The organism is Exiguobacterium sp. QJM3NY_9 (assembly GCF_056173545.1).
In genome coordinates, this window is the sequence record NZ_CM149679.1 from 2359709 (window position 1) to 2380081 (window position 20373).

The following is a 20373-nucleotide window of genomic DNA, read 5'->3' on the forward strand; positions in this document are numbered from 1 at the left end:
ACCTACTTTCTAAACAAGACAGACTATGCCCTTGATTATACGCCCGAACAGCAAGACTGCCTATTAAAACATTCTGTCAATTTGATGACGTCCTGGGCACTGTAATCTATTCCCGATTTTTCATCAAAAAAATCCACTTCCCGTAAAGGAATGTGGATTTCGTACAGCTTATAGATAAAATGATTTTGTTTTGATGAAAGAGCTGTCTGACAAACGCTTTTTCCTTCTCGTGCTTTTCTCGGATGAAGCGCAAGAAGTCACGAGAAATGAACCAATTGTCAGGGGATGCTTCCATTGAATAACACTCTCGAGTTCCTACATTTCGTCGCAATCTCCGACTTGAATCGCTTCCTAGCGATACAGCAATCAAGCGCGACCCTGCAGCGAAGCGAAGCGGCGCAAAAGATTGCTGCTAGGAGACGATTCGAGAAGGAAGTAAGCGACGAAGCTCATGTAAACATCACACAAGAAGCACCCAACATAATTTTATCATTAGCCTAGAAGAGCTCATCTTACCACCGTTCGATATCGGGACGATCTTTGAACGTCGATTTCGTACCGTGACGTTCGTTCAGCACCGCTTCGACTTCTTTATACGAGACACCGCGGTCAGCAAGCAAGACCGTCAAGTGGTACAGCAGGTCTGCCGTTTCTTCCGCTAATGTGTCGTCGCCTGCGAGGACGACCTCGAATGCTTCTTCACCAAACTTCTTCGCGATTTTCTCGCGCCCAGACTGGACGAGATAGTTCGTGTACGAAGAGTCCTCATTCGCTGCGATTTTTTCTTTTACTGTCTGTTCTAATTCATGTAGCATGGGGCACCTCCACTTCAGTATAGAAACATGTCCGGTTGCCGGTGTGGCACGTCGGACCATTCGCTTTGACCGTGATCAACAGACTATCCTGGTCACAGTCGATCCACATGCGACGGAGCTCAAGCGTATGTCCGCTCGTCTCTCCTTTCGTCCAGAGCCGGTTTTTCGTCCGCGAGAAAAACGTGACGAGTCCAGTCGCAAGCGTTTTGTCGTAAGCGGCCTGATCCATGAACCCGACCATTAAGACATCGTTCGTCGTTTCGTCTAAAATCACCGCCGCAACGAGTCCTTTTGAAAAATTCAGTTCAATCATCGGACGTCGACTCCTCTCGCCTTCAAGTAGTCCTTCGTCTCCGGCATCGAATACGTCGCTTCGTGGAAAATCGAAGCGGCAAGTGCAGCGTCGGCACCTGCTTCGAGACCCTCGGCTAAATGCTCAAGTGTCCCGACACCGCCGGACGCAATGATCGGTACGTTGACGACGTCGCGTAACCGTTGAATCAGTTCCAGGTCATAGCCGTCCTTCGTCCCGTCCGCGTCCATCGACGTGACAAGTAACTCACCGGCGCCGAGCGCAACAACTTCCTGCGCCCACTCGATGACATCTCGCCCGACAGCCTGTGTCCCGCCGTGTGAGAAGACCCCCCACGAGTCGCCCGTCCGTTTGGCGTCGATCGCGACGACCGTCGCCTGGACACCAAACAACTGACTGACGTCATGGACAAGCTGCGGATTCTGCAGAGCTGACGAATTGAGGGAGACCTTATCGGCACCGGCTCGTATCAGGCGTTTGGCGTCCTCGAGTGTCTTGATCCCGCCCCCGACCGTAAACGGCATGTAGATGACTTCAGCGACCCGCTCGACGATATCGAGCATCGTCTCCCGTCCTTCTTGTGTCGCCGAGATATCAAGCAAGACGAGTTCGTCCGCCCCTTGTTCATAGTAGTACTTCGCGACGGCGACGGGATCGCCGAGGTCACGTAAGTTTTGGAACTTGACACCTTTGACGACACGCCCTTCCTTGACGTCGAGGCAGGGAATGATTCGCTTCATCAACATACAGTCAGCACCTCTTTCAACGAGAGCGACCCGTCGAGTAAGGCACGGCCGATGACGGCGCCGTCCATCCCGATTTCTTTTAAGCGGGCGACATCTTCGACCGTCGTCACGCCACCGGAAGCAATCAGTTCAACGCCGTCCCGTTTCAAGCGGTCGAGTCCGTCGACATCCGGTCCCTGCATCATCCCGTCGCGCGAGATGTCGGTATATAAGAACGTCTTGATGCCTTTTTGAATCAAGTGTTCGATCGCCCGTTCGAGCGTCCAATCACTTGCTTCGAGCCAGCCGCGTGTCTGGACGATGCCGTTTTTCGCATCCAGGGCAACCGCTAATTTGTCACCGGCTTTCTCAATCATCTGTTCGAGCAAGGCTTCGTCCTCGAGGGCGACCGTCCCGATCAAAATCCGGTCAATCCCGGCACCGACGTACGCTTCGACCGTCTCGATGTTGCGGACGCCGCCGCCTGCTTCAACGAACAGTCCTGTTTCTTTTTTGATATCGGCGATCAGGCTCAAGTGCAAGGGTTCGCCTGCTTTCGCCCCATCTAAGTCAATCAGGTGAATCGCTGTCGCGCCGTCGTCCTTAAACCGTTTCGCGATGGTCAGCGCATCCCCGAAAAAAGTCTGCTGTTGAAAATCACCTTGCTTGAGCCGGACGGCTTGTCCGCTCATTAAATCGATTGCTGGGTAGAGTTGCATGTCGTCTCTCTCCATTCCTTAAGTAATTTCAGTCCGACTTCGCCGCTCTTCTCCGGGTGGAACTGCATCCCCGTCACTAAGTCTTTTTGGACGATTGCCGGGACGAGGCGACCGTATTCGACGGAATCGATAATCCAGTCCGGTTCGCAGACGGCACCGTACGAGTGGACGAAATAAACAGCTTCACCATGGTTCGTCAGTTCGTGCCAGCCCATATGGGGTAAGCGGACCGTTTCCGGTAACTTCTCGATCGTTCCCGGTAAAATGCCCAGTCCCTGCGTCTGACCGTTTTCGTCACTCGATTCAAACAATAACTGCATCCCGAGACAAATCCCGAGGAATGGTTTTTTGGTCGCTTGGTCCTGCAAGAAGTCAATCAAGCCAGTCTCCTTTAACCGGGCCATCGCCGGGGCATAGGCACCGACGCCGGGCAAGACGAGTGCTTCCGCCTGTCCGAGCAGTTCGATGTCACTCGTGACGATGACAGCTTCACCGAGTTCTTTTAACGCCCGTTCGATGTTCGCGATATTCCCGACGCCATAATCTACGATTGCGATCATTGATCAATCAGTCCTTTCGTCGAGGGCACGCCTTCACTCGTCACGGCGATCGCTTGGCGAACTGCCCGTCCGAGTGCTTTGAACAAACCTTCAATCATGTGGTGCGTGTTCGAGCCGTAGAGGACCTCGGCATGAATCGTCATCCGCGCACTCCGCGACAGACCTTGGAAAAACTCTTCCGCGAGCTCCGTATCGAAATTACCGAGCTTCGGATTTTTGAATTCAGCGCGGAAGACCGTATAGGGACGTCCACTGAAATCGAGAACGACGGACGCGAGTGTCTCATCCATCGGTACACGCGATTCGCCGTAGCGTTCAATCCCGGCCTTGTCACCGAGTGCTTCCGTCAAGGCAGCCCCGAGGACGATCGCTGTATCTTCAACCGTATGGTGGGCATCGATCCAAAGATCGCCCTTCGCTTCGATGACGAGTCCGATTCGCGCTTGAAAAGCAAATAACGTCAACATGTGATCAAAGAAGCCGACCCCAGTTTTGATTTCGACCGGGCCTCCCGCGAGATCGACCGCGACCTTGATTTCTGATTCTGAACTTACTCGTTCGCTTGTCCCACGACGCATTGCATTTCCTCCTCTACACATCTTTCTAGTACGTCCATTGCTTCAACCGAACCACAACTGATCCGGAACGCTCCGTCAAACAAGCGGATCCGCAGTCCGGCGCTCGCACACCGTTCAGTAAAACGTTCCGCTTCATCATATTCGACATAAACGAAATTCGCGACACTCGGATAGGTTGTTCCGAGCGGCTCGACGAGACGGGCAATCGTGTCCCGGCTCGCATACGTTTCCTCTAAGACAAGATCAAGTTCCGGTTCGGCCATGATGGCGATTCCGACGGCTGCCGAAAGACCCGATACATTGTACGGCGACTTGATTTGTTCGACTTCCGCGACAATCGCTTCACTAGCGATCAGGAATCCGAGCCGCAGTGACGCAAGTCCGAACGCTTTTGATAAGGTCCGGAGAATGATGGCGTTCGGATACTCCTCGAGTAAGCCGACCATCGACTGCTCGAGGGCGAAGTCGATATACGCTTCATCGATGACAACGTATTTCCCGCTGTCGAGTAACCGGCGCACGTCGGCTTCTTTTCGTAAAATCCCCGACGGATTGTGCGGGTGACTGATGAAGATGATGTTCCCCGGTGCAGCAATCAAGCCGTCGACGTCGAGTTCCATCCCGTCGAGGAGCGGTACTTTACTGAAGTCGGCCCGTGCCCGGTCGGCATAAAACTGATACATGACGAAGTCCGGTTGCGAGGCGATGACCGGTGACTCTGGACCAGCGTAGCGGGCACAAAGGTAACCGATCAGTTCATCGGAGCCGTTTCCGGCAACGAGTTGTGTCGGGCGGACACCGGCATAGGTGCTGTAAGACGTTTTGACTTGGTCGATGATCTCGACCGGATATTCGTTTAACGGAAACGTCTCGACGAGTTGTTTAATCGTCTCGATTCCGACTGTACTATGAGCAGTAAAGCGTTCATTTTGGTGGAGTCGCATCAGTTTTCCCTCACTTCTATCGCTTGTGCGTGTGCTTCGAGTCCTTCGACCCGGGCAACGGTCTTCGCGGCATTGGCAAGACGCTGGACACCTTCGCGTGTCGCTTCGAGCATCGTCTGGTGACGCAGGAACGTTCGGGCGGATAAACCGGACGCGAAGCGCGCCGTCCCGGACGTCGGTAAGACGTGGTTCGTTCCGGCGACGTAATCCCCGAGCGTCTCCGGCGTTTCGTGACCGAGGAAAATCATCCCGGCGTGACGAATCGATTTGACGACGTCCTGCGGATTGGCGACGGCGAGTTCCAAGTGCTCGGCTGCCAGCCGGTTCGCTTCCTCGATTGCTTGCTCGAGCGAGGCGACGAAGACCCCGCCGTTTTCCATCGCCCGGCGTGCAATTTCCTGACGCGGCAGTTGTTGCAGGCGTGTTTCGATGTTGGCATCGACGTCTGCTTTCATCGCTTCCGTCGGGACGAAGGCGATCGCGACCGCGTCCCGGTCGTGTTCTGCCTGGGCAAGTAAATCAGCGGCAATCCGGTCCGGGTGCGCCGTCTCATCCGCGATGACGACGACTTCCGACGGTCCGGCAACGGAATCAATCCCGACGATCCCGTAGACTTGGCGTTTCGCTTCGGCAACAAACCGGTTCCCCGGTCCAACGATCAAGTCGACGGCACCAATCGTTTCCGTTCCGAATGTCAATGCGGCGACGGCTTGCGCACCACCGATCGTATAGATTTCCGTCACACCGGCGATTTGAGCCGCGACCAAGACTTCATCCGTCAGTCCTGTCACGGGTGTCACCATGACAATCCGTTCAACACCGGCAACTTTTGCCGGGATTGCATTCATCAAAACGGTCGACGGATAACTTGCCGCGCCACCCGGGACGTAAATCCCGACCGAATCGACGGGAAGAAACCGTTGGCGCCGTGTGATGTCGGCTTCGACGAGTTCGATGTCGGACGGTAACTCTTGTTCGTGCCACTCGACGAGGCGTGTCGCCATCAATTTGAGCGAGTCGATTAAATTCGTGTCCGCTTGCTCGAATGCTTGTTGAATCCGTGTTTCGTCTAATCGTAAATCCGTCAGCTCGATGTTGTCGAACTGTGCCGTATAGCGACGGACTGCTGCGTCGCCATCAGTTGCGACCGCTTCAAGGATCGCCCGGACGGCCTGTTCCGTCTCGCGGTCGACGCTGAAGTTTTTTGTCGTTGCCATTACCGTGTCACTCCTTCTGTCAGCTGTTCCAGTAGTTGAATCACTTCGACCCGTTTCCGTTTCAGTGTCCATTCACTCGTAAAGAACCGGGCACTGATGTCGATGATTTTTTCATATTCGTTCAGTCCGTTCGCCCGTAACGTCTCGCCCGTCTCGACGATATCGACGATCGCATCGGCGAGTCCGAGGAGCGGTGCCAGTTCGACCGATCCGTTCAGTGGGACGATATCGACGTCGACGCCGAGTTCACTGAAGTAGCGTTTTGCGATGACCGGATACTTCGTTGCGATCCGGACCCGGCGTCCGCCTTCGAACTGGAGCGGCTCCTTCGCACAGACCGACATCCGGCAGACGCCGAACGGTAACTCCGTCAGTTCCGATAACTCTTGATCCGACTCGAGTAAGATGTCACTGCCGGTGATCGCGACGTCAAGGACGCCCTGGGCGACGTACGGGATTAAGTCCGATCCTTTCATGAAGACGAATTCATGCTCGCCCCGTTTGACGATCAATTCACGTTCAATCGCGCCCCATGTCTCGACGCCCGCTTCTTTTAAGTAACGCTCGGTGGCTTTCGACAGGCGTCCTTTCGTGATTCCGATTCGCATTTACAGCACCTCCGCAAGCCGTTCGACCGAAAATCCGATGCCGAACGCCTGTTGTTGTTGACCAAACTGTTCATATAACCGGTCGTAACGACCGCCGACTAAGACCGGCTCCGTTACACCATCGATGAAGCCGTGGATCGTCACGCCGTCATAATACGTCTGTAAGCCCATCTGTCCGAAGTCGAGATCGGCATTGACAGCGTCCGCTAAATCAAGGACGGCGTTCAACCGTGTTTCATCAACGAACGGTAAGATTTTTTCTGCGCCTTCACGTCCGAATAACAGCGGGAGTTTTGCCAGCAATTCATCATCGAGTTCGCGAGCGATTTGTTTCAATTCAATCACGTTCCGTAAGCGCAACATTTGCGTCACTTGGTCGCGCAAGTGGTGATCACCGACCCGTGTCTCAATCAAATGTTCAATCAGTCCGGCGTCGCCGATCGATAACGTGACTGCTTTGCCCGTCAATTCTTCAATCAAGCGGACGGCCAGTTGAATCGCTTCGACGGCTGCGATTTCGCCCCGTTCCTCGAACCCGACTTGGAACTTCTCTTCCGGCTGAAAGACCGAACCGCTGTAAAAGACACGCTTATATTGTTCACGGCCACGCTCACTGAGGGCGCGGGCGACACTTGTCGTAAAGTCCATCCGAATTTGTTCCCGTCCACCAATTTCTTCAATTAAAGGTGTGATTAATCGGGTATAGTTAGATTGTTCGAGTCCATCCTCAAGCTGACGGATGACCCGTTGCAGACGTTCTGCTGACGGTCCGACATAGTCTGTCGCCCCGTCCTTGAGTCGAATCGTAGAAAATGATTGCATGTCGCCACTCCTTTATCTTATTATCACTGTACCACGCTAAATTATTTAACGATAAGATACCTTTTTTGTGGTCCGATTGTCAATCCTTTTGCCTGTTTTACTACGTTAAAAAAACATATCGGAGGTTTTGTCATGCATTTACTGAAATGGGACGGTCACGTCCACAGCCCGTATTGTCCGCACGGAACGAAGGATCCACTCGAAGCGTATATCGAACGCGCCCTATTACAAGGTCTCGAACGGATCAGTTTCACGGAGCACGCCCCGTTGCCGGAAGGACTCACCGACCCGGCACCCGATAACGACTCCGGGATGTCGTTTGCGACGGCCGAACGTTACATCGAGGAACTGAAGACGTTACGCGAGACATATAAAAACGACATCGAGATCCGGATCGGGATGGAGTTTGACTACTGGGAGCATGACGTCGACGGGACGCGTGACATCATCGCCCGCTACGGTCCCGAGCTGACGGACGGCATCCTGTCGCTGCATTACCTCTGGATCGAAGACCGTTATTACATGGTCGACTTCAGTAAAGAGAGTTTTGGTGAAATCGTCACGAAACTCGGCAGCGTCACAGCCGCCCACGAGCGCTACTATGAAGGCATCCAGGCACTCGTCATGACGGACTTAGGGAAACACCAACCGAAGCGCCTCGGTCACCTGACGTTGCCGACGAAGTTCATCCAAGCCTATCCGCTTGAGTCAAACCCGGCGAACCTTGACGATACGTTGCGGAAAATCCGTCAGGCGGACTTCACGCTCGACGTCAACACGGCAGGCCTCCGTAAACCGTTATGTGGTCTTTCCTATCCTTACCCGGAACTCCTCCAAGTCACGCAGTCTTTATCGATTCCGCTCGTTTACGGATCGGATGCGCATCTCGCGAAAGATGTCGGGGCTGATTTTGATATGAAATGGTAAAAGACTTAAAGCCGACATTTCATCTTAGAATGTCGGCTTTAAGTCTTTTACATTCATCAATCTTTTTTTAATTGAATTCTGTAATTAATCGTTTTTTCATATTTAATAGTCCAATTCCTATATCATCGATGCGAACTTTATTCTTAAAGTAAAAAATATCGACTTTATTAAGGTCAAGTAATTGATAAGCAATATCTTGGGCATGTGGCGCTATCGTTTTATTAATTTTTCTCGCAGCAAAACCTCCGGCAATCGCACCCGCTGGTCCTGTAATCGCAGCACCAATTCCTGCAAAATGAACACCTACTGCACCTCCTGCTATAGCTCCAACAGAAGTGAGTGTAGTGGTCACACCGAATTTAGAAATTGTAACAAGTGCTTTCGCAGCCATTATGTTTTTCTTTTTATCATTCGGCATTCCTGTGAATTCTTTATTTACTGCTTTTATATCTAATAATAATCTTATCCCTAAAATAAGTTCAGAAGCGCCCGGAAGTAAATCTAGGCCCTCGGGTAAATCGATGCCCATCATGTTTGACATCACGTTCTCGATTTCTTCCATAGAATCTGTGACAAAGCTAAAATCTAAATTCATATCTAAAATTTCAGGGAAATCAGGCATTTGGTCAATGATAGAAAGTGTAAATCCCTCTACTTGTTCTGCTACATTTGCCAATATGTCATTAGGTCCAAACTTTTCTTCATTGAAAATATGTTCAGATATGGCTTCCTTGTATTTTTCTCGTTGCCAAACACTATTATCTTTTAATACACTTTTTAATACACTTTTAGAAATTACACCTGTTCCATTAACAGTAAGTTCTTCGATTATGTGTGAAAGTAACATTTATAAAATCTCCTTAAAAAATAGCTATGGATAGAATACTTATTAAAATTGAGACTAAAGATAGAGTTATAGCAATAATCGCTAGTCTTTCTTCTTTTTTCGACTTCAATCTTGGTCGCTCAATTAAATCGTTTATTTGTTTATTTTGGTCTTCTATTTTATTACTAAATACTTGATTTAAATTCTCGATGTCCGTAATTCTATGAAGATTTTTTTCGTTTTCAGATTTGTATTTAATATATTCGTTTTTAATTACTTCCGCTTCTACTGCCTGAATTGCAGTCTCTTTTCTTAAATCAACAAGTCTTTCAACAATCAGGTTATTAATTTGTTCTTGTTCTTCCCAAAACTTAACTTTTTCAGCTATCTTAATTTCTTCATTTATTTCGTTCATTTTAATCGTCCGCCTTTTACAACAAATTTGATGACTCTTTTTTAATTATATTAATTATCAACTTTTCACACTTATCATTTATCTAAAAATAAGTAAATGTTTTCCTTTTTATTTAGACTGAAAACACTAAAATTTATATCAAAAAAGACCAGTCGGACAAATCCGACTGGTCAATTACAAGGTATTCAGCTTCTGTAAAAACCTTCAACACCGATGAGGAGTGACACAATCCGTGTTCCTTCGATATTGAACAAACTTGTGATAGAGTTCGATTGTCCGCAGGTTGTCTTTACGAACCGTCAATCCGAGTCAAATAAGTCCTGCTTCGATAGCAAAGTCATCAACTGCTTTAAGTAACACGACACCAAACCTACGCTCCGTATGGACATACATCAAAATGATCACGAGGTTCATCCTGTGACGGATGGATTCTACTTGGTTTGCTACCAACGACCAATACATAGCCGACGAGCTGTTCATCGACATCAACGACGAATTAGTGTACTTTATTCAAACATAACACGTAACCCTATTTGAAATCTTGGATTGTACTGCACTATATTTCTAATCAACAAAGGTGTCGTTTAAGTAGTATAAGCGTACTCCCGTACATTACCCTTTTTATGAACGGGACGATTTTTTGATTTGACGAAAAATTACGTCCACGATGTCTTGTTGGCTCATATCGCTGGTGAGCATCATTTCTCCGTTTATTCCCAACTGATCATTCGGAATCCACCAAGTATTTAAACGTTCTTCTCCAAACTCTTTTGCAGAAGAACGCAATTTATGTCGCTCGACCGTTTCTGTAAAAGGTAAATCAAAGTAATAGGCATATACGTGATGATCAAAGTAGTCAATGAGATTAAGTAGTAATTCTTCATAAACTTGTTTTTTCAATATCCCCTCTAAAATAACCACTTTGCACGTACCTTTAGCAAACTCCGTAATTCTTTTAATCAACTCGATTGACATATTGCCTTGTAAATCCGATACCATCAACATCTCGCGTCGTACAACGTCTTGCGAAACAAGCAATGTTTCTTCCCCTAATTGTTTTTGAAGCAATTTTGCAATTGTTGTTTTCCCACTTCCAGAATTCCCACGTAAAATAATCAATTTCGTTTCGATTTTAATCAGACCTTTCAAAAATTAAATTTCGAAATGAATCATGTACTTTTCTTCTATTGCTCTTATGATAATCAAAGCAAGTTCTTGAACGTTCTCTTTTGGAAATAGAGATACAATGCTCGAATAGCAGACTACATCAATGCAGCAACTCCTCCGTTGATTTTTTTGTAGTAACACTATTCTACACTGAGTCGTTATGGCGTTTTTTGTGTTTTCAGTTAGGTGTTGCACTTAATATTACAATTCGTCTTATAAATAACTAACTATTCAATAATAACTGAAAAGACCGGTAAACGTATCCCACACGTCTACCGGTCTTATAACTTCTTTTATTCTAAATTAGCATGTTTGCCGTACATCGTTTTTGAATCGAGTTGTTTCGCCGCCATGATGTGGAGAATCAAGGCATCATAGAACAGCAACATCGTTTGTTCAAACAACGATCCCATCGGCTGAACAGTTTCGTCTGCCGTGGCTGTCCGTTCTTTCGGCACGCCCGGCAGCTTGACGGTTAAGTCCGCTAACTTCGCCAGTGTCGACGTCGGCTCAATCGTGACGACCGCGACGGTTCCACCGATCTGTTTCGCTTTCTCGACGATCGGGACAAGTGTTTTTGTCTCACCGGATCCTGATCCGATGATCAACAAGTCCCCTTCGCGCAAGTTCGCCGTGACTGTCTCACCGACGACGTACGCATCAAAGTTCATGTGCATCAGGCGCATGACAAACGCTTTGCCCATCAAGCCGGAGCGACCGGCTCCAGCGAGAAAGATCCGGTCTGCCTTTAGAACGGCTTCCGCGAGTTGCGTCGTCTCGGCTTGATCAATCGCTTCGACCGTCGACGTCAGCTCTTGTAAAATCGTTTGAATATGTGTCATTTACGCCTCTTGCAGCATCCGACGCATCGTTGACGCTGTTCCTTGTTTGTCGTCTTGTCCGGTAATTCCGCCACCGACGATGATCAGGTCTGGACGCGCTGCGATGACTTCCGGTAATGTTTCCATCTTGATGCCACCAGCAACTGCTGTTTTTGCGTTTTTAACAACCGATTTGATTGTCGCGAGATCCTCGAACGAGTTTTGACCGACGGCTTGAAGATCATAACCTGTGTGGACACAGATGTAGTCAACACCGAGTTCATCGAGTTCTTTCGCACGTGTCGCGATATCTTTGACAGCGATCATATCCACCAAAATCTTCTTGCCTGATTTTTTCGCTTCTTCAACCGCACCTTGGATCGACATATCTTCCGCAGCTCCAAGAATCGTCACGATGTCGGCACCGTGTGCGACAGCTTGGCTGACTTCATAGCCGGCAGCATCCATGATTTTTAAGTCAGCGAGAACCGTTAAGTTCGGGAATGCCGCTTTCATTTCTTTAACGGCGCGAAGCCCTTCGTTGATGACGACCGGTGTCCCGATCTCAACGATATCTAAGTTTTCTTCACCAATTTCTTTGACTAAAGCGATGGCACCTGCTGTATCGACTAAATCGATCGCGAGTTGTAATTTCATAATTGATCTCTCCCATTCTTCTCTCTATTTATGAATCCTGGCACTTCCTTCTGACGTTCGTGAAGGAACAGGACTAAATATAATCCTCATAGACGAACTTGGGAAGTACGCACTTTTAATTTACATAGTGCGGTTTTTCATACATAGTGCGGAAAAGTATACTGTCGCTGACAAGAGGGCTATACTGAAAAAGGAGGTGGAACGATGCCACATTTTGAAGACCGTCAGTTTAATTGTGAAAAAGAATTGACCCTATCGATCATCGGGGGGAAATGGAAGATGCTGATTCTTTGGCACCTCGGGAAAGAAGGTACAAAACGTTTCGGAGAACTGAAAAGTCTGATGCCCGGCATTACGCAACGGATGCTCGTCAATCAGTTACGGGAGCTGGAAGACCACCACATCATTCACCGGGAAGTCTATCCGGTCGTACCACCGAAGGTCGAGTATTCATTGACGCCACACGGCTACAGCCTGATGCCGATTTTAGATGCGATGTACGACTGGGGCAAGGATTACGCCAAAAATGTCCTCGAAGTCGAGTTCGACCAACAAAAATTATCGCAATAAAAAAGATGCTCGCGGACTTGTCTCTTTTCAGAGATAAGTCCACGGAGCATCTTTTTTAGGATTCTTCCGTCGTATAGATTTTCGACATCGCCAGTTCATCGACGTATTCGCCGTCAATAAAGAGTGATGCGATCCGTGTTCCTTCGATGTTGAAGCCAAATTTATGATAGAGTTCGATTGCCCGCAGGTTGTCTTTGCGAACCGTCAACTCAAGTCGGATGAGTCCCGCTTCAATCGCAAAGGCATCAACTGCTTCAAGCAGTCCCGCACCAAGACCACGACCCGTGTAGGCATCGAGCAAGCCGATGACAAGATTTGCCCGGTGACGGATTCGGCTTGGTTCACCACCAACGACGAGCACATAACCGACAAGTTGCTCGTCGACGTCAACGACGAAGATGTCCGAATTCGCAGCCTGACCAAACTTCTCGATGAACGCCTCCGCCTGTTCCGTTGAAAGGACACGTTCTTCCGGCTCATACAACATGTATTTTGTTTCCCGATCAATGCGTCTCATTAAGTCCGATAAGGCTTTTCCGTCCATCAATGTGGCTCGTCGTATCATAAATGTCAGCTCCTTGTTATTTTAATTAAAATTAAAGTTTATTTAATCTTGATTAAACACTTCTTCTCTTTCACTCATTAAGAGTAACTTATAATCTGAAATTTTTTTCTCGACATCTTTTATATCATTTATTAAAGGAATTTTTTTCTCTAAATTCAATTTGTAAAACAATTTATAACTACTTTTTTGTTTATCTTTTTTTGCGTATATTGGTACTAAATACTTTTCTATACTACTTTCTAAAGAATCAAACAAATCAGTGTACAATATCAAATGATAATTTTGGAACCAGTACTTTTCTTCTTTATTGGTTTTCAAAAAATCCACATGTTTCTTTGTAAAGAGTTTATCTTTCAGATAATAACTAATTAGTATTTGGTTGTCACTTTCCATAACCAATTCTCTATACTTTCTTAAAATAGATTTGAATCCTAGGCTTTTGATTGTATAGTAATAATATAATTGATGATCATTAAATTGCTTCATTAAGGTTGCTTTGAACCTTGTTTCCAAAAACTTTTTAAATTTTTCACCTTCAAACAACTCTTGATTCTTAATAATGTTAATAGAATAAATCAGTGTTTCTGGAGACAATTTAAATATATAACATAAATTATGGAAGTTATAGAACTGGAATTCATATTTCTCTATTGGTAACTGGTTTAAAAAATTGGATTTAAAAAATGTATTTAGAAATGTCATTTTATATTTTTTTTCTTTAATTTTAGATAACCTATAAATTAATTGATTTGTAAAATATAACTTATTGTCATCAATTTCATTCTTAAATCTTTGTTTACTCTCACTTATTATTTTTTTCCAGTAACGTTCTGATAAATTTTGTTCATTATATTCAACATAATCCCATACGACTACATCGTCTTTTCTTTCGAGATTGTATTTCTCTAATACTTTATCAAACACACTTATTATAGTATTGTTGTCAATTACGTCACAAAAAAAATAAAAATCATCAGAGAAATAAGAAAAATCACAATCAATTCCCTTATCCCCTAACTCCTTTTCTATATCTTTACTTATTTCAGCCAAATATTTTTCAGCGAAAAATAATGATATATAGTTACCCATTATCAATCCATTCGTATTTCCTGAATTAAGATTAGTTAAAAAAGTTTCTTCTTTTGATCCATTATTAAAAGTAATATCGTGCGTATAAATTCTCTCATAATATGCTTTAATATCTAATTTTATTAAATTTTCATATACACTTAAAAGGTAAAAATCATTTTCTAATTGAGTATCATATACTCCAGCCTCAAAATCCCCAGTATTTAAATTAGGAATCAACCTTTTATGATTTTCATCAAATTTATGTGGAGACAAAAAATTGTCATAACCTTTAAAGACTTCAATAGAGTTTAAAAAATTTAATATATTAGGTAATTTTAATACTCTATATTTTTCATCGCTTTTCCAAATTCTAAACTTAATAGGTTCTGACCAGCTAAGTTTACTAATATCCGCATCTTTCATTGCGTCCTCACATTCAACTTCATCTATGTTTAGAAAATGTCTTAATGGATTTTTAAAATTATATAGAGTGTTATTAATCATTAGTTTACGCCTCCTCAAAAATTAAAATATTTACTTATACATTTAACAAAACAAAAAGCACTAACATTTGTTAATGTCAGTACTTTTTTTGAAATCCACTGATTTCGTCGTATGGAGACGGTGGGAGTCGAACCCACGTCCGAAGGCATCGTATACTTAAGCTTCTACGTGTGTAGTCAATTTATTGGGATCTCGTCGTCAGGCTGCCAATTGACAGGCGTCCGTCCGACCAGTCTGATTCCATCTCTTCTCTTTCCCTCCAGACGGAAGGGTCCAAGCGTAGCCTGTTTAAAGTGAGACCCTAGAAATCAGCCGACCAGGCGACGGCTGCTAGGATCCGTAGTAGCTATTAAGCTGCTGCGAGTTGTGTGTTAGTTTTGCCAGTTATGGCTGATGCGTTTTAACGAGGCCGACCCCTCGACACGCCACAGAAGACCGAACTACCCCCGTCGAATCCGTAACGTCCCCAAGATATAAAATTGGGGCTTTCCGAATACTATTATAATAGCAGAAAAGTGTTACGGGTTCAATACTTTTGCTTATCGCGTAATGCACGGTCGATATCCCGCTTCGCATCCTTCTTCTTCAGATCATCACGCTTGTCGAATTTCTTCTTCCCGCGGCCAAGTCCGATCAGACATTTCGCGTAACCGTTCTTGATGTAGACCTTCAGCGGCACGATCGTGTAGCCGTCGCGCGAGACGAGTCCCATCAAGTTGGCGATTTGTTTTTTGTGCAGCAACAGTTTCCGCGGACGGAGCTGTTCGTGGTTGTACCGGTTTCCTTGTTCGAAGTGGGCGATGTTCGAGTTCCAGAGAATCGCTTCCCCGCCATCGAACCGGACGAACGCGTCACCGATACTGATTTTTCCTTTACGGACCGATTTGATTTCGGTTCCCGTCAAGACGAGACCCGCTTCGATCGTATCTTCAATCGCATAATCAAACGACGCCCGTTTGTTGTTGGCTAATACTTTTGAACTTGTCCCTTTTGGCATCTCTCTTCCACCACATTTCTAAACAGAAGCGCTTATTTGCGCTTCCGTTTTTTATTCGAGACCGCTTTATGGAACGGCGGTTTATCCTTCTTGTCTTTCCCGGCGAAGCCTTTACCTTTCGCCTGGTCGTTCGGTTTCCCTGGACGCTTCGACTTGCCGCGACGGTCGTCTTTCTTATCGTCGCGTTTTTGTCCCGGACGTCCGCCGCTTGAGCGGATCGTCTTCGACTCAAACCGTTTTTTCGGTTGGCGTTCCGGCATCCCGACGACTGCAAAGTCAATCGTCTTCTCATCGATGTTGACACCAGTGACTTTAATCTCGACGACGTCGCCAATCCGGAATTGTTGTTTCGTCCGTTCGCCGATCAACTGGTAGTTCGCTTCATCATAGCGGTAGAAGTCATCCGTCATCGCTTGGATGTGGACAAGTCCTTCAATCGTGTTCGGTAACTCAACGAACATACCGAAGTTCGTCACGCCACTGACGACACCTTCAAACGTCTCACCGATGTGTTGCTCCATGTACTCGGCTTTCTTCAGGGCATTCGTTTCGCGTTCGGCGTCGACAGCACGACGTTCACGTTTTGAGGCGTGATCAGCGATTTCCGGCAGCATTTCCGCATAACGGTCTTGTGTCTTTTGCGATTTATCATTAAAGATGATGTACTCGCGCAAGAGACGGTGGACCATCAAGTCGGGATACCGGCGGATCGGTGACGTGAAGTGCGTGTAGAAATCGGTCGACAGACCAAAGTGACCGATCGGCTCGACGTCATATTTCGCTTGTTGGAGCGACCGTAACATGACCGTACTGACGACGGCTTCTTCCGGTTCGCCTTCGACGGCGTTCAGAATCGTCTGCAACGTCTTCGGTGTGACTGACTCGCCCTTGCGTTCAACATTGATGCCGAAGTTGGCAATGAACTTGAAGAACGTATCGAGACGTTCTGCTTTCGGCTCATCGTGGATCCGGTACATGAACGGCAGTTTTTGATGTTGGACGTGCTCGGCGACTGTTTCGTTCGCTGCCAGCATAAACTCTTCAATCAACTTCTCAGCGACGGACCGTTCCCGTAACAGGATTTCGCTCGTCTTGCCTTCTTCATTGACGAGGACCTTCGCTTCCGGGAAGTCGAAGTTGATCGCCCCACGGCGCGAGCGGCGTTCGCGGAGGATCGCAGCCAGTTCCGCCATCTGATCGAAGTTATCGACGAGATCGTGATATTTCGCGACCACTTCTTCATCTTCGCGTTCGATGATTTTCCGGACATCGGTATACGTCATCCGCTCCGTCGTCTTGATGACACTCTGTAAAATCTCATGGTTGACGACAGCACCGTTCTTGTCGATTTCCATGATACAGCTCAGCGTCAACCGATCGACGTGCGGGTTGAGTGAACAAATCCCGTTCGACAGGCGGTGCGGAATCATCGGAATGACTCGGTCGACGAGATAGACACTCGTCCCGCGTTCGCGTGCTTCTTCGTCGAGCGGTGAATCTTCCTTGACGTAGTGTGAGACGTCAGCGATATGGACACCGAGCTCATAGTTGCCGTTCGCAAGTTTCTTGACGTGGACGGCATCATCCAAGTCCTTCGCGTCAGCACCGTCAATCGTCACTGTGACTTCGTTCCGTAAGTCAACGCGACCGACGAGGTCCTTCTCATCGATTTGATCGGGAATGTTGTTCGCTTCCGCAATCGCTGCGTCCGAGAAGTCGACGTTGATGCCGTGCTTATGGACGATCGATAAGATATCGACACCTGGGTCATTTTTATGCCCGATGATTTGTAAGACTTTTGCGGTCCCGGCGTAACGACCGTCCGGGTACTTTGTGATCCGGGCGAGGACTTTATGGCCGTCGACGGCACCGAGCGTATCTTCGTCCGCGACGACCGGTAAGAACGTCAGTTTCGAGTCATCCGGTTCGATGTAGGCGATCGATTCAATCCGTCCTTTAGGACTGACGAACGTCCCGACGAAATCAGCCGGTCCGCGTGAAAGAATCTTGAGTAACTTGCCTTCACGGCGGTCGCCGCCGTTTGATTCAGCAAACACTTTGACGAGGACACGGTCGCCGTTATAGACGTTGCCGAGTTCCGGCGCCGGCAGGAAGATATCGCCTGCTGAACCGTCTTCCGGTGAAACGAATCCGAATCCGCGTTGGTGGACGGAGATTTTTCCGGCGACTTGCCCGATTTGCGCGAGCGTGCCGTATTTGTTCGAGCGGGTCCGGGCGACGAGTGCCTCTTCTTCGAGTGCGTTCAACGTCCGGATCAATTCTTTGAATTCTGTTGTATCCGATAGTTCTAATTTTTTCGTTAATTGATCGATCGACAGCGGACGTTCTTCCGCCGTGATGACCTCGAGTATTCGTTCACGTAATTCCAACGTGACACCTCCAGTTAATTGCTCCAGTTCAACGATTCTAAAAAGTCATGAATGTCCCCGTGGAGCTTATCTTTTTCTTTGTCGAGCGTAATGACATGACCTGAGTTCTCATACCAGATCAGCTCTTTTTGGAAGGCACTGACACCATCATGGATGATGTTGGCCGAGTCCGTATTGATCATATGATCATTGCGGGCCTGGACGACGAGTGTCGGTGCGTAGACATCTTCGAGTGAATCGCGTGTGTCTTTCAGCAACGCTTGTAAATCTTTTAAGGTCGGCATCGGTTCGAACGTTGCCATTTCCTGTTCGATTTGGTCCGGTGACTTTCCTTCTCGTTTCTTAAATTCGATAGCGTACTCGGTAACGCCTGCATACATGACGTCTTCACTTTTAATATAAGCGGGTGCGCACATCGGAATGACCGCTTTGACGGGACGGTTCATCGACAGTTTCAGTGACATGACGCCACCAAGCGATAATCCGCAGACGGCGATTTCGTCGTACCCTTTCGCGACGAGCTCTTCGTACCCGTCGAGGACGTCCTGCCACCAGTCGGCTGGCCCGGTCTTCGTCAGCTCTTCGGGTGGGGCAGCGTGCCCTTTATATTGTGGGGCGAGTGATGTATACCCGTGTTTTTGCAGGTAACGACCGAGGATCCGGACATCGGCACTCGAACCCGTGAAGCCGTGTAACAGTAAGACGGCACGTTTGCCGGCTTCAAAAAAGAATGGTTTTGGTAATGTAATTTTCATAAAATGATTCCCCCTCTAACTCTATACCCCAAAATGAAAATTTAGAAATCGAGAAAACAAGAAAAAACGACAGCGCAAACGTACGGCTGTCGTTTCAATACTCACTTATAAAAAGCGACGAGTAACGCCAAAATAAAGAATAAAGCTCCTAAAACAGATGCCACACGATTCAGGACCGCATCCAAGCCACGAGCTTTTTGGCGACCAAATAATTGTTCTGCCCCACCAGTTAATGCTCCGAGTCCAGCCGTACGGCCTGACATCAAGAGAACGACGATGATGAGAAGAACGGAAACGACGATGAGGCCGACAAGAGCCACGTTATGAATGATCATCGATGATCCTCCTTCAATAATATACGCTTCTTTCATTATAGAGAAAAACAGGTACGGGAACAAGGAATAGATTTATCGGATTCCAGTTCCTGCAAAAAAACATCAGCCGCTCAAGGATTGCTCCAGTGCGACTGATGATAGAAGACTTATTGTTTGATGAGATCGAGTTCGACCGGAATGTTCTTGTCGACTGTCTCGCCTTTCAAGTGTTTGATCGCTGTATCGATGCCCATCTTCCCGATTTCTGTCGGTTTTTGCGCAACGGTTCCTGCCATCTTGCCATCTTTAACGGCTTTGACAGCATCGTCTGTCGCGTCAAATCCGATGACTTTGACATCTTCCATGCCGGCTGCTTTCAATGCTTCGACCGCACCGAGTGCCATTTCGTCATTGTGGGCGAAGACTGCTTTGATGTCTTTGTTGTTTTGAAGAATGTTTTCCATGACCGACAGACCTTTTGCACGGTCGAAGTTTGCTGATTGTTTTGCAACGACGTCCAGTTTCCCGTCGACGGCAGCGTGGAAGCCTTCGCCGCGGTCACGTGTTGCGGAAGCACCTGGAATCCCTTCAAGTTCAACGACTTTTGCTTTGTCACCGACGAGTTCGATCATGTATTCACCCGCTTGTTTTCCACCCGCGACGTTATCCGACGCGATGTGGGCGATGACGTCACCGGCTTCTGCGTTCCGGTCGACTGTGATGACGGGAATGTTTGCATCGTTTGCTGTTTGGACAGCCGCACCGACTGCTGCTGAGTCCGTTGGGTTGATCAAGATGAGATCAACTTTTTTCTGAATCATGTCTTCGATGTCGCTTGCTTGTTTTGCCGCATCATCTTGTGCATCTGCGACTTGCAGTGTTGCCCCTTGTGCTTTTGCTTCTTCTTCGGCGCCGTCTTTAAGTGAAACGAAGAACGGGTTGTTTAATGTCGAGATTGAGAGACCAATCTTAAAGTCCTTTGTCTTCTTCTCTTTTTCCGTGTCGCTGCCTGGCTGCTCTGTCGAACAAGCGGCTGCGAACACCATCAATGCCATCATGACGAGTGCGAGTAATTTTTTCATCTGTAATTTCC

22 protein-coding genes, 1 other RNA gene and 1 pseudogene are annotated in these 20373 nt (G+C 47.4%); 2 read left to right on the plus strand and 22 right to left on the minus strand.

Going from position 1 to position 20373, the window contains the following annotated elements; genetic code table 11:
• Positions 1-512: 512 nt before the first annotated feature.
• From hisIE to AC0VYQ_RS12135, 9 genes and pseudogenes are all read right to left on the minus strand, one after another.
• A pseudogene (gene hisIE / locus AC0VYQ_RS12095) lies at positions 513-1128 on the minus strand (bifunctional phosphoribosyl-AMP cyclohydrolase/phosphoribosyl-ATP diphosphatase HisIE).
• Positions 1125-1874, minus strand: coding sequence for an imidazole glycerol phosphate synthase subunit HisF (gene hisF, locus AC0VYQ_RS12100; RefSeq protein WP_029331307.1), 750 nt, complete (start codon positions 1872-1874; stop codon positions 1125-1127). The pseudogene hisIE and the gene hisF overlap by 4 nt, the downstream one beginning before the upstream one ends.
• Entirely contained in the window at positions 1868-2572 is a 705-nt protein-coding gene (gene hisA, locus AC0VYQ_RS12105) for a 1-(5-phosphoribosyl)-5-[(5-phosphoribosylamino)methylideneamino]imidazole-4-carboxamide isomerase (protein ID WP_029331308.1), read from the minus strand. Before hisA ends, hisF begins: the two co-directional genes overlap by 7 nt.
• Complete coding sequence (hisH, locus tag AC0VYQ_RS12110; protein WP_029331309.1) at positions 2545-3132, minus strand: imidazole glycerol phosphate synthase subunit HisH; 588 nt, start codon at positions 3130-3132, stop codon at positions 2545-2547. Before hisH ends, hisA begins: the two co-directional genes overlap by 28 nt.
• Positions 3129-3710, minus strand: coding sequence for an imidazoleglycerol-phosphate dehydratase HisB (hisB, locus tag AC0VYQ_RS12115; protein WP_475403634.1), 582 nt, complete (start codon positions 3708-3710; stop codon positions 3129-3131). The genes hisH and hisB overlap by 4 nt, the downstream gene beginning before the upstream one ends.
• Positions 3683-4654 carry a pyridoxal phosphate-dependent aminotransferase gene (locus tag AC0VYQ_RS12120; RefSeq protein ID WP_475403635.1) on the minus strand — a complete coding sequence of 324 codons (972 nt, stop codon included), beginning with the start codon at positions 4652-4654 and terminating at the stop codon, positions 3683-3685. Before AC0VYQ_RS12120 ends, hisB begins: the two co-directional genes overlap by 28 nt.
• Positions 4654-5871: a histidinol dehydrogenase gene (hisD, locus tag AC0VYQ_RS12125; protein ID WP_475403636.1), complete on the minus strand. Its 1218-nt coding sequence runs from the start codon at positions 5869-5871 to the stop codon at positions 4654-4656. The genes AC0VYQ_RS12120 and hisD overlap by 1 nt, the downstream gene beginning before the upstream one ends.
• Entirely contained in the window at positions 5871-6479 is a 609-nt protein-coding gene (gene hisG, locus AC0VYQ_RS12130; RefSeq protein ID WP_029331313.1) for an ATP phosphoribosyltransferase, read from the minus strand. The genes hisD and hisG overlap by 1 nt, the downstream gene beginning before the upstream one ends.
• Positions 6480-7301 carry an ATP phosphoribosyltransferase regulatory subunit gene (locus tag AC0VYQ_RS12135; RefSeq protein ID WP_214768821.1) on the minus strand — a complete coding sequence of 274 codons (822 nt, stop codon included), beginning with the start codon at positions 7299-7301 and terminating at the stop codon, positions 6480-6482.
• 132 nt (positions 7302-7433) lie between these two features.
• Here AC0VYQ_RS12135 and hisJ point away from each other — a divergent pair, with 132 nt between their 5' ends.
• Positions 7434-8228: a histidinol-phosphatase HisJ gene (gene hisJ, locus AC0VYQ_RS12140; RefSeq protein ID WP_475403637.1), complete on the plus strand. Its 795-nt coding sequence runs from the start codon at positions 7434-7436 to the stop codon at positions 8226-8228.
• A gap of 67 nt (positions 8229-8295) precedes the next feature.
• On the opposite strand, the gene AC0VYQ_RS12145 is transcribed toward hisJ, so the two are convergent.
• The 5 genes from AC0VYQ_RS12145 to hxlA form a co-directional block, all read right to left on the minus strand.
• Entirely contained in the window at positions 8296-9075 is a 780-nt protein-coding gene (locus tag AC0VYQ_RS12145) for a hypothetical protein (protein ID WP_475403638.1), read from the minus strand.
• 13 nt (positions 9076-9088) lie between these two features.
• Positions 9089-9469, minus strand: coding sequence for a hypothetical protein (locus AC0VYQ_RS12150; protein ID WP_475403639.1), 381 nt, complete (start codon positions 9467-9469; stop codon positions 9089-9091).
• Between the two features lie 621 nt (positions 9470-10090).
• A complete protein-coding gene (locus tag AC0VYQ_RS12155) occupies positions 10091-10609 on the minus strand; it encodes an AAA family ATPase (protein ID WP_475404757.1) in 519 nt (172 codons plus the stop codon).
• 320 nt (positions 10610-10929) lie between these two features.
• Positions 10930-11478, minus strand: coding sequence for a 6-phospho-3-hexuloisomerase (hxlB, locus tag AC0VYQ_RS12160; RefSeq protein WP_028105789.1), 549 nt, complete (start codon positions 11476-11478; stop codon positions 10930-10932).
• The gene (gene hxlA / locus AC0VYQ_RS12165; RefSeq protein ID WP_026827605.1) at positions 11479-12114 is read right to left on the minus strand and encodes a 3-hexulose-6-phosphate synthase; all 636 of its coding nucleotides are present in this window, start codon (positions 12112-12114) and stop codon (positions 11479-11481) included. It lies immediately after the preceding gene.
• Between the two features lie 204 nt (positions 12115-12318).
• Here hxlA and AC0VYQ_RS12170 point away from each other — a divergent pair, with 204 nt between their 5' ends.
• Positions 12319-12684, plus strand: coding sequence for a winged helix-turn-helix transcriptional regulator (locus AC0VYQ_RS12170; protein ID WP_475403640.1), 366 nt, complete (start codon positions 12319-12321; stop codon positions 12682-12684).
• 55 nt (positions 12685-12739) lie between these two features.
• Here the strand turns inward: AC0VYQ_RS12170 and AC0VYQ_RS12175 are convergent, their stop codons facing one another.
• The 8 genes from AC0VYQ_RS12175 to rbsB form a co-directional block, all read right to left on the minus strand.
• Entirely contained in the window at positions 12740-13249 is a 510-nt protein-coding gene (locus AC0VYQ_RS12175) for a GNAT family N-acetyltransferase (protein ID WP_023469196.1), read from the minus strand.
• Between the two features lie 42 nt (positions 13250-13291).
• Positions 13292-14824, minus strand: a complete 1533-nt coding sequence (locus AC0VYQ_RS12180; RefSeq protein ID WP_475403641.1) for an RNA-dependent RNA polymerase family protein — start codon at positions 14822-14824, stop codon at positions 13292-13294.
• A gap of 109 nt (positions 14825-14933) precedes the next feature.
• Positions 14934-15292, minus strand: a transfer-messenger RNA (tmRNA) gene (gene ssrA, locus AC0VYQ_RS12185).
• 58 nt (positions 15293-15350) lie between these two features.
• Positions 15351-15821 (minus strand): SsrA-binding protein SmpB, encoded by a 471-nt coding sequence (gene smpB / locus AC0VYQ_RS12190; RefSeq protein ID WP_014971147.1) that lies wholly within the window; start codon positions 15819-15821, stop codon positions 15351-15353.
• A 32-nt stretch (positions 15822-15853) separates the two neighbouring features.
• Positions 15854-18211 carry a ribonuclease R gene (gene rnr / locus AC0VYQ_RS12195; RefSeq protein WP_475403642.1) on the minus strand — a complete coding sequence of 786 codons (2358 nt, stop codon included), beginning with the start codon at positions 18209-18211 and terminating at the stop codon, positions 15854-15856.
• Positions 18212-18225: 14 nt separating this feature from the next.
• On the minus strand, positions 18226-18966 hold the full coding sequence (locus tag AC0VYQ_RS12200; RefSeq protein ID WP_475403643.1) for an alpha/beta hydrolase: 741 nt from the start codon (positions 18964-18966) through the stop codon (positions 18226-18228).
• A 101-nt stretch (positions 18967-19067) separates the two neighbouring features.
• On the minus strand, positions 19068-19301 hold the full coding sequence (secG, locus tag AC0VYQ_RS12205; protein ID WP_029331335.1) for a preprotein translocase subunit SecG: 234 nt from the start codon (positions 19299-19301) through the stop codon (positions 19068-19070).
• Between the two features lie 146 nt (positions 19302-19447).
• The gene (rbsB, locus tag AC0VYQ_RS12210; protein WP_475403644.1) at positions 19448-20362 is read right to left on the minus strand and encodes a ribose ABC transporter substrate-binding protein RbsB; all 915 of its coding nucleotides are present in this window, start codon (positions 20360-20362) and stop codon (positions 19448-19450) included.
• Positions 20363-20373: the final 11 nt, after the last annotated feature.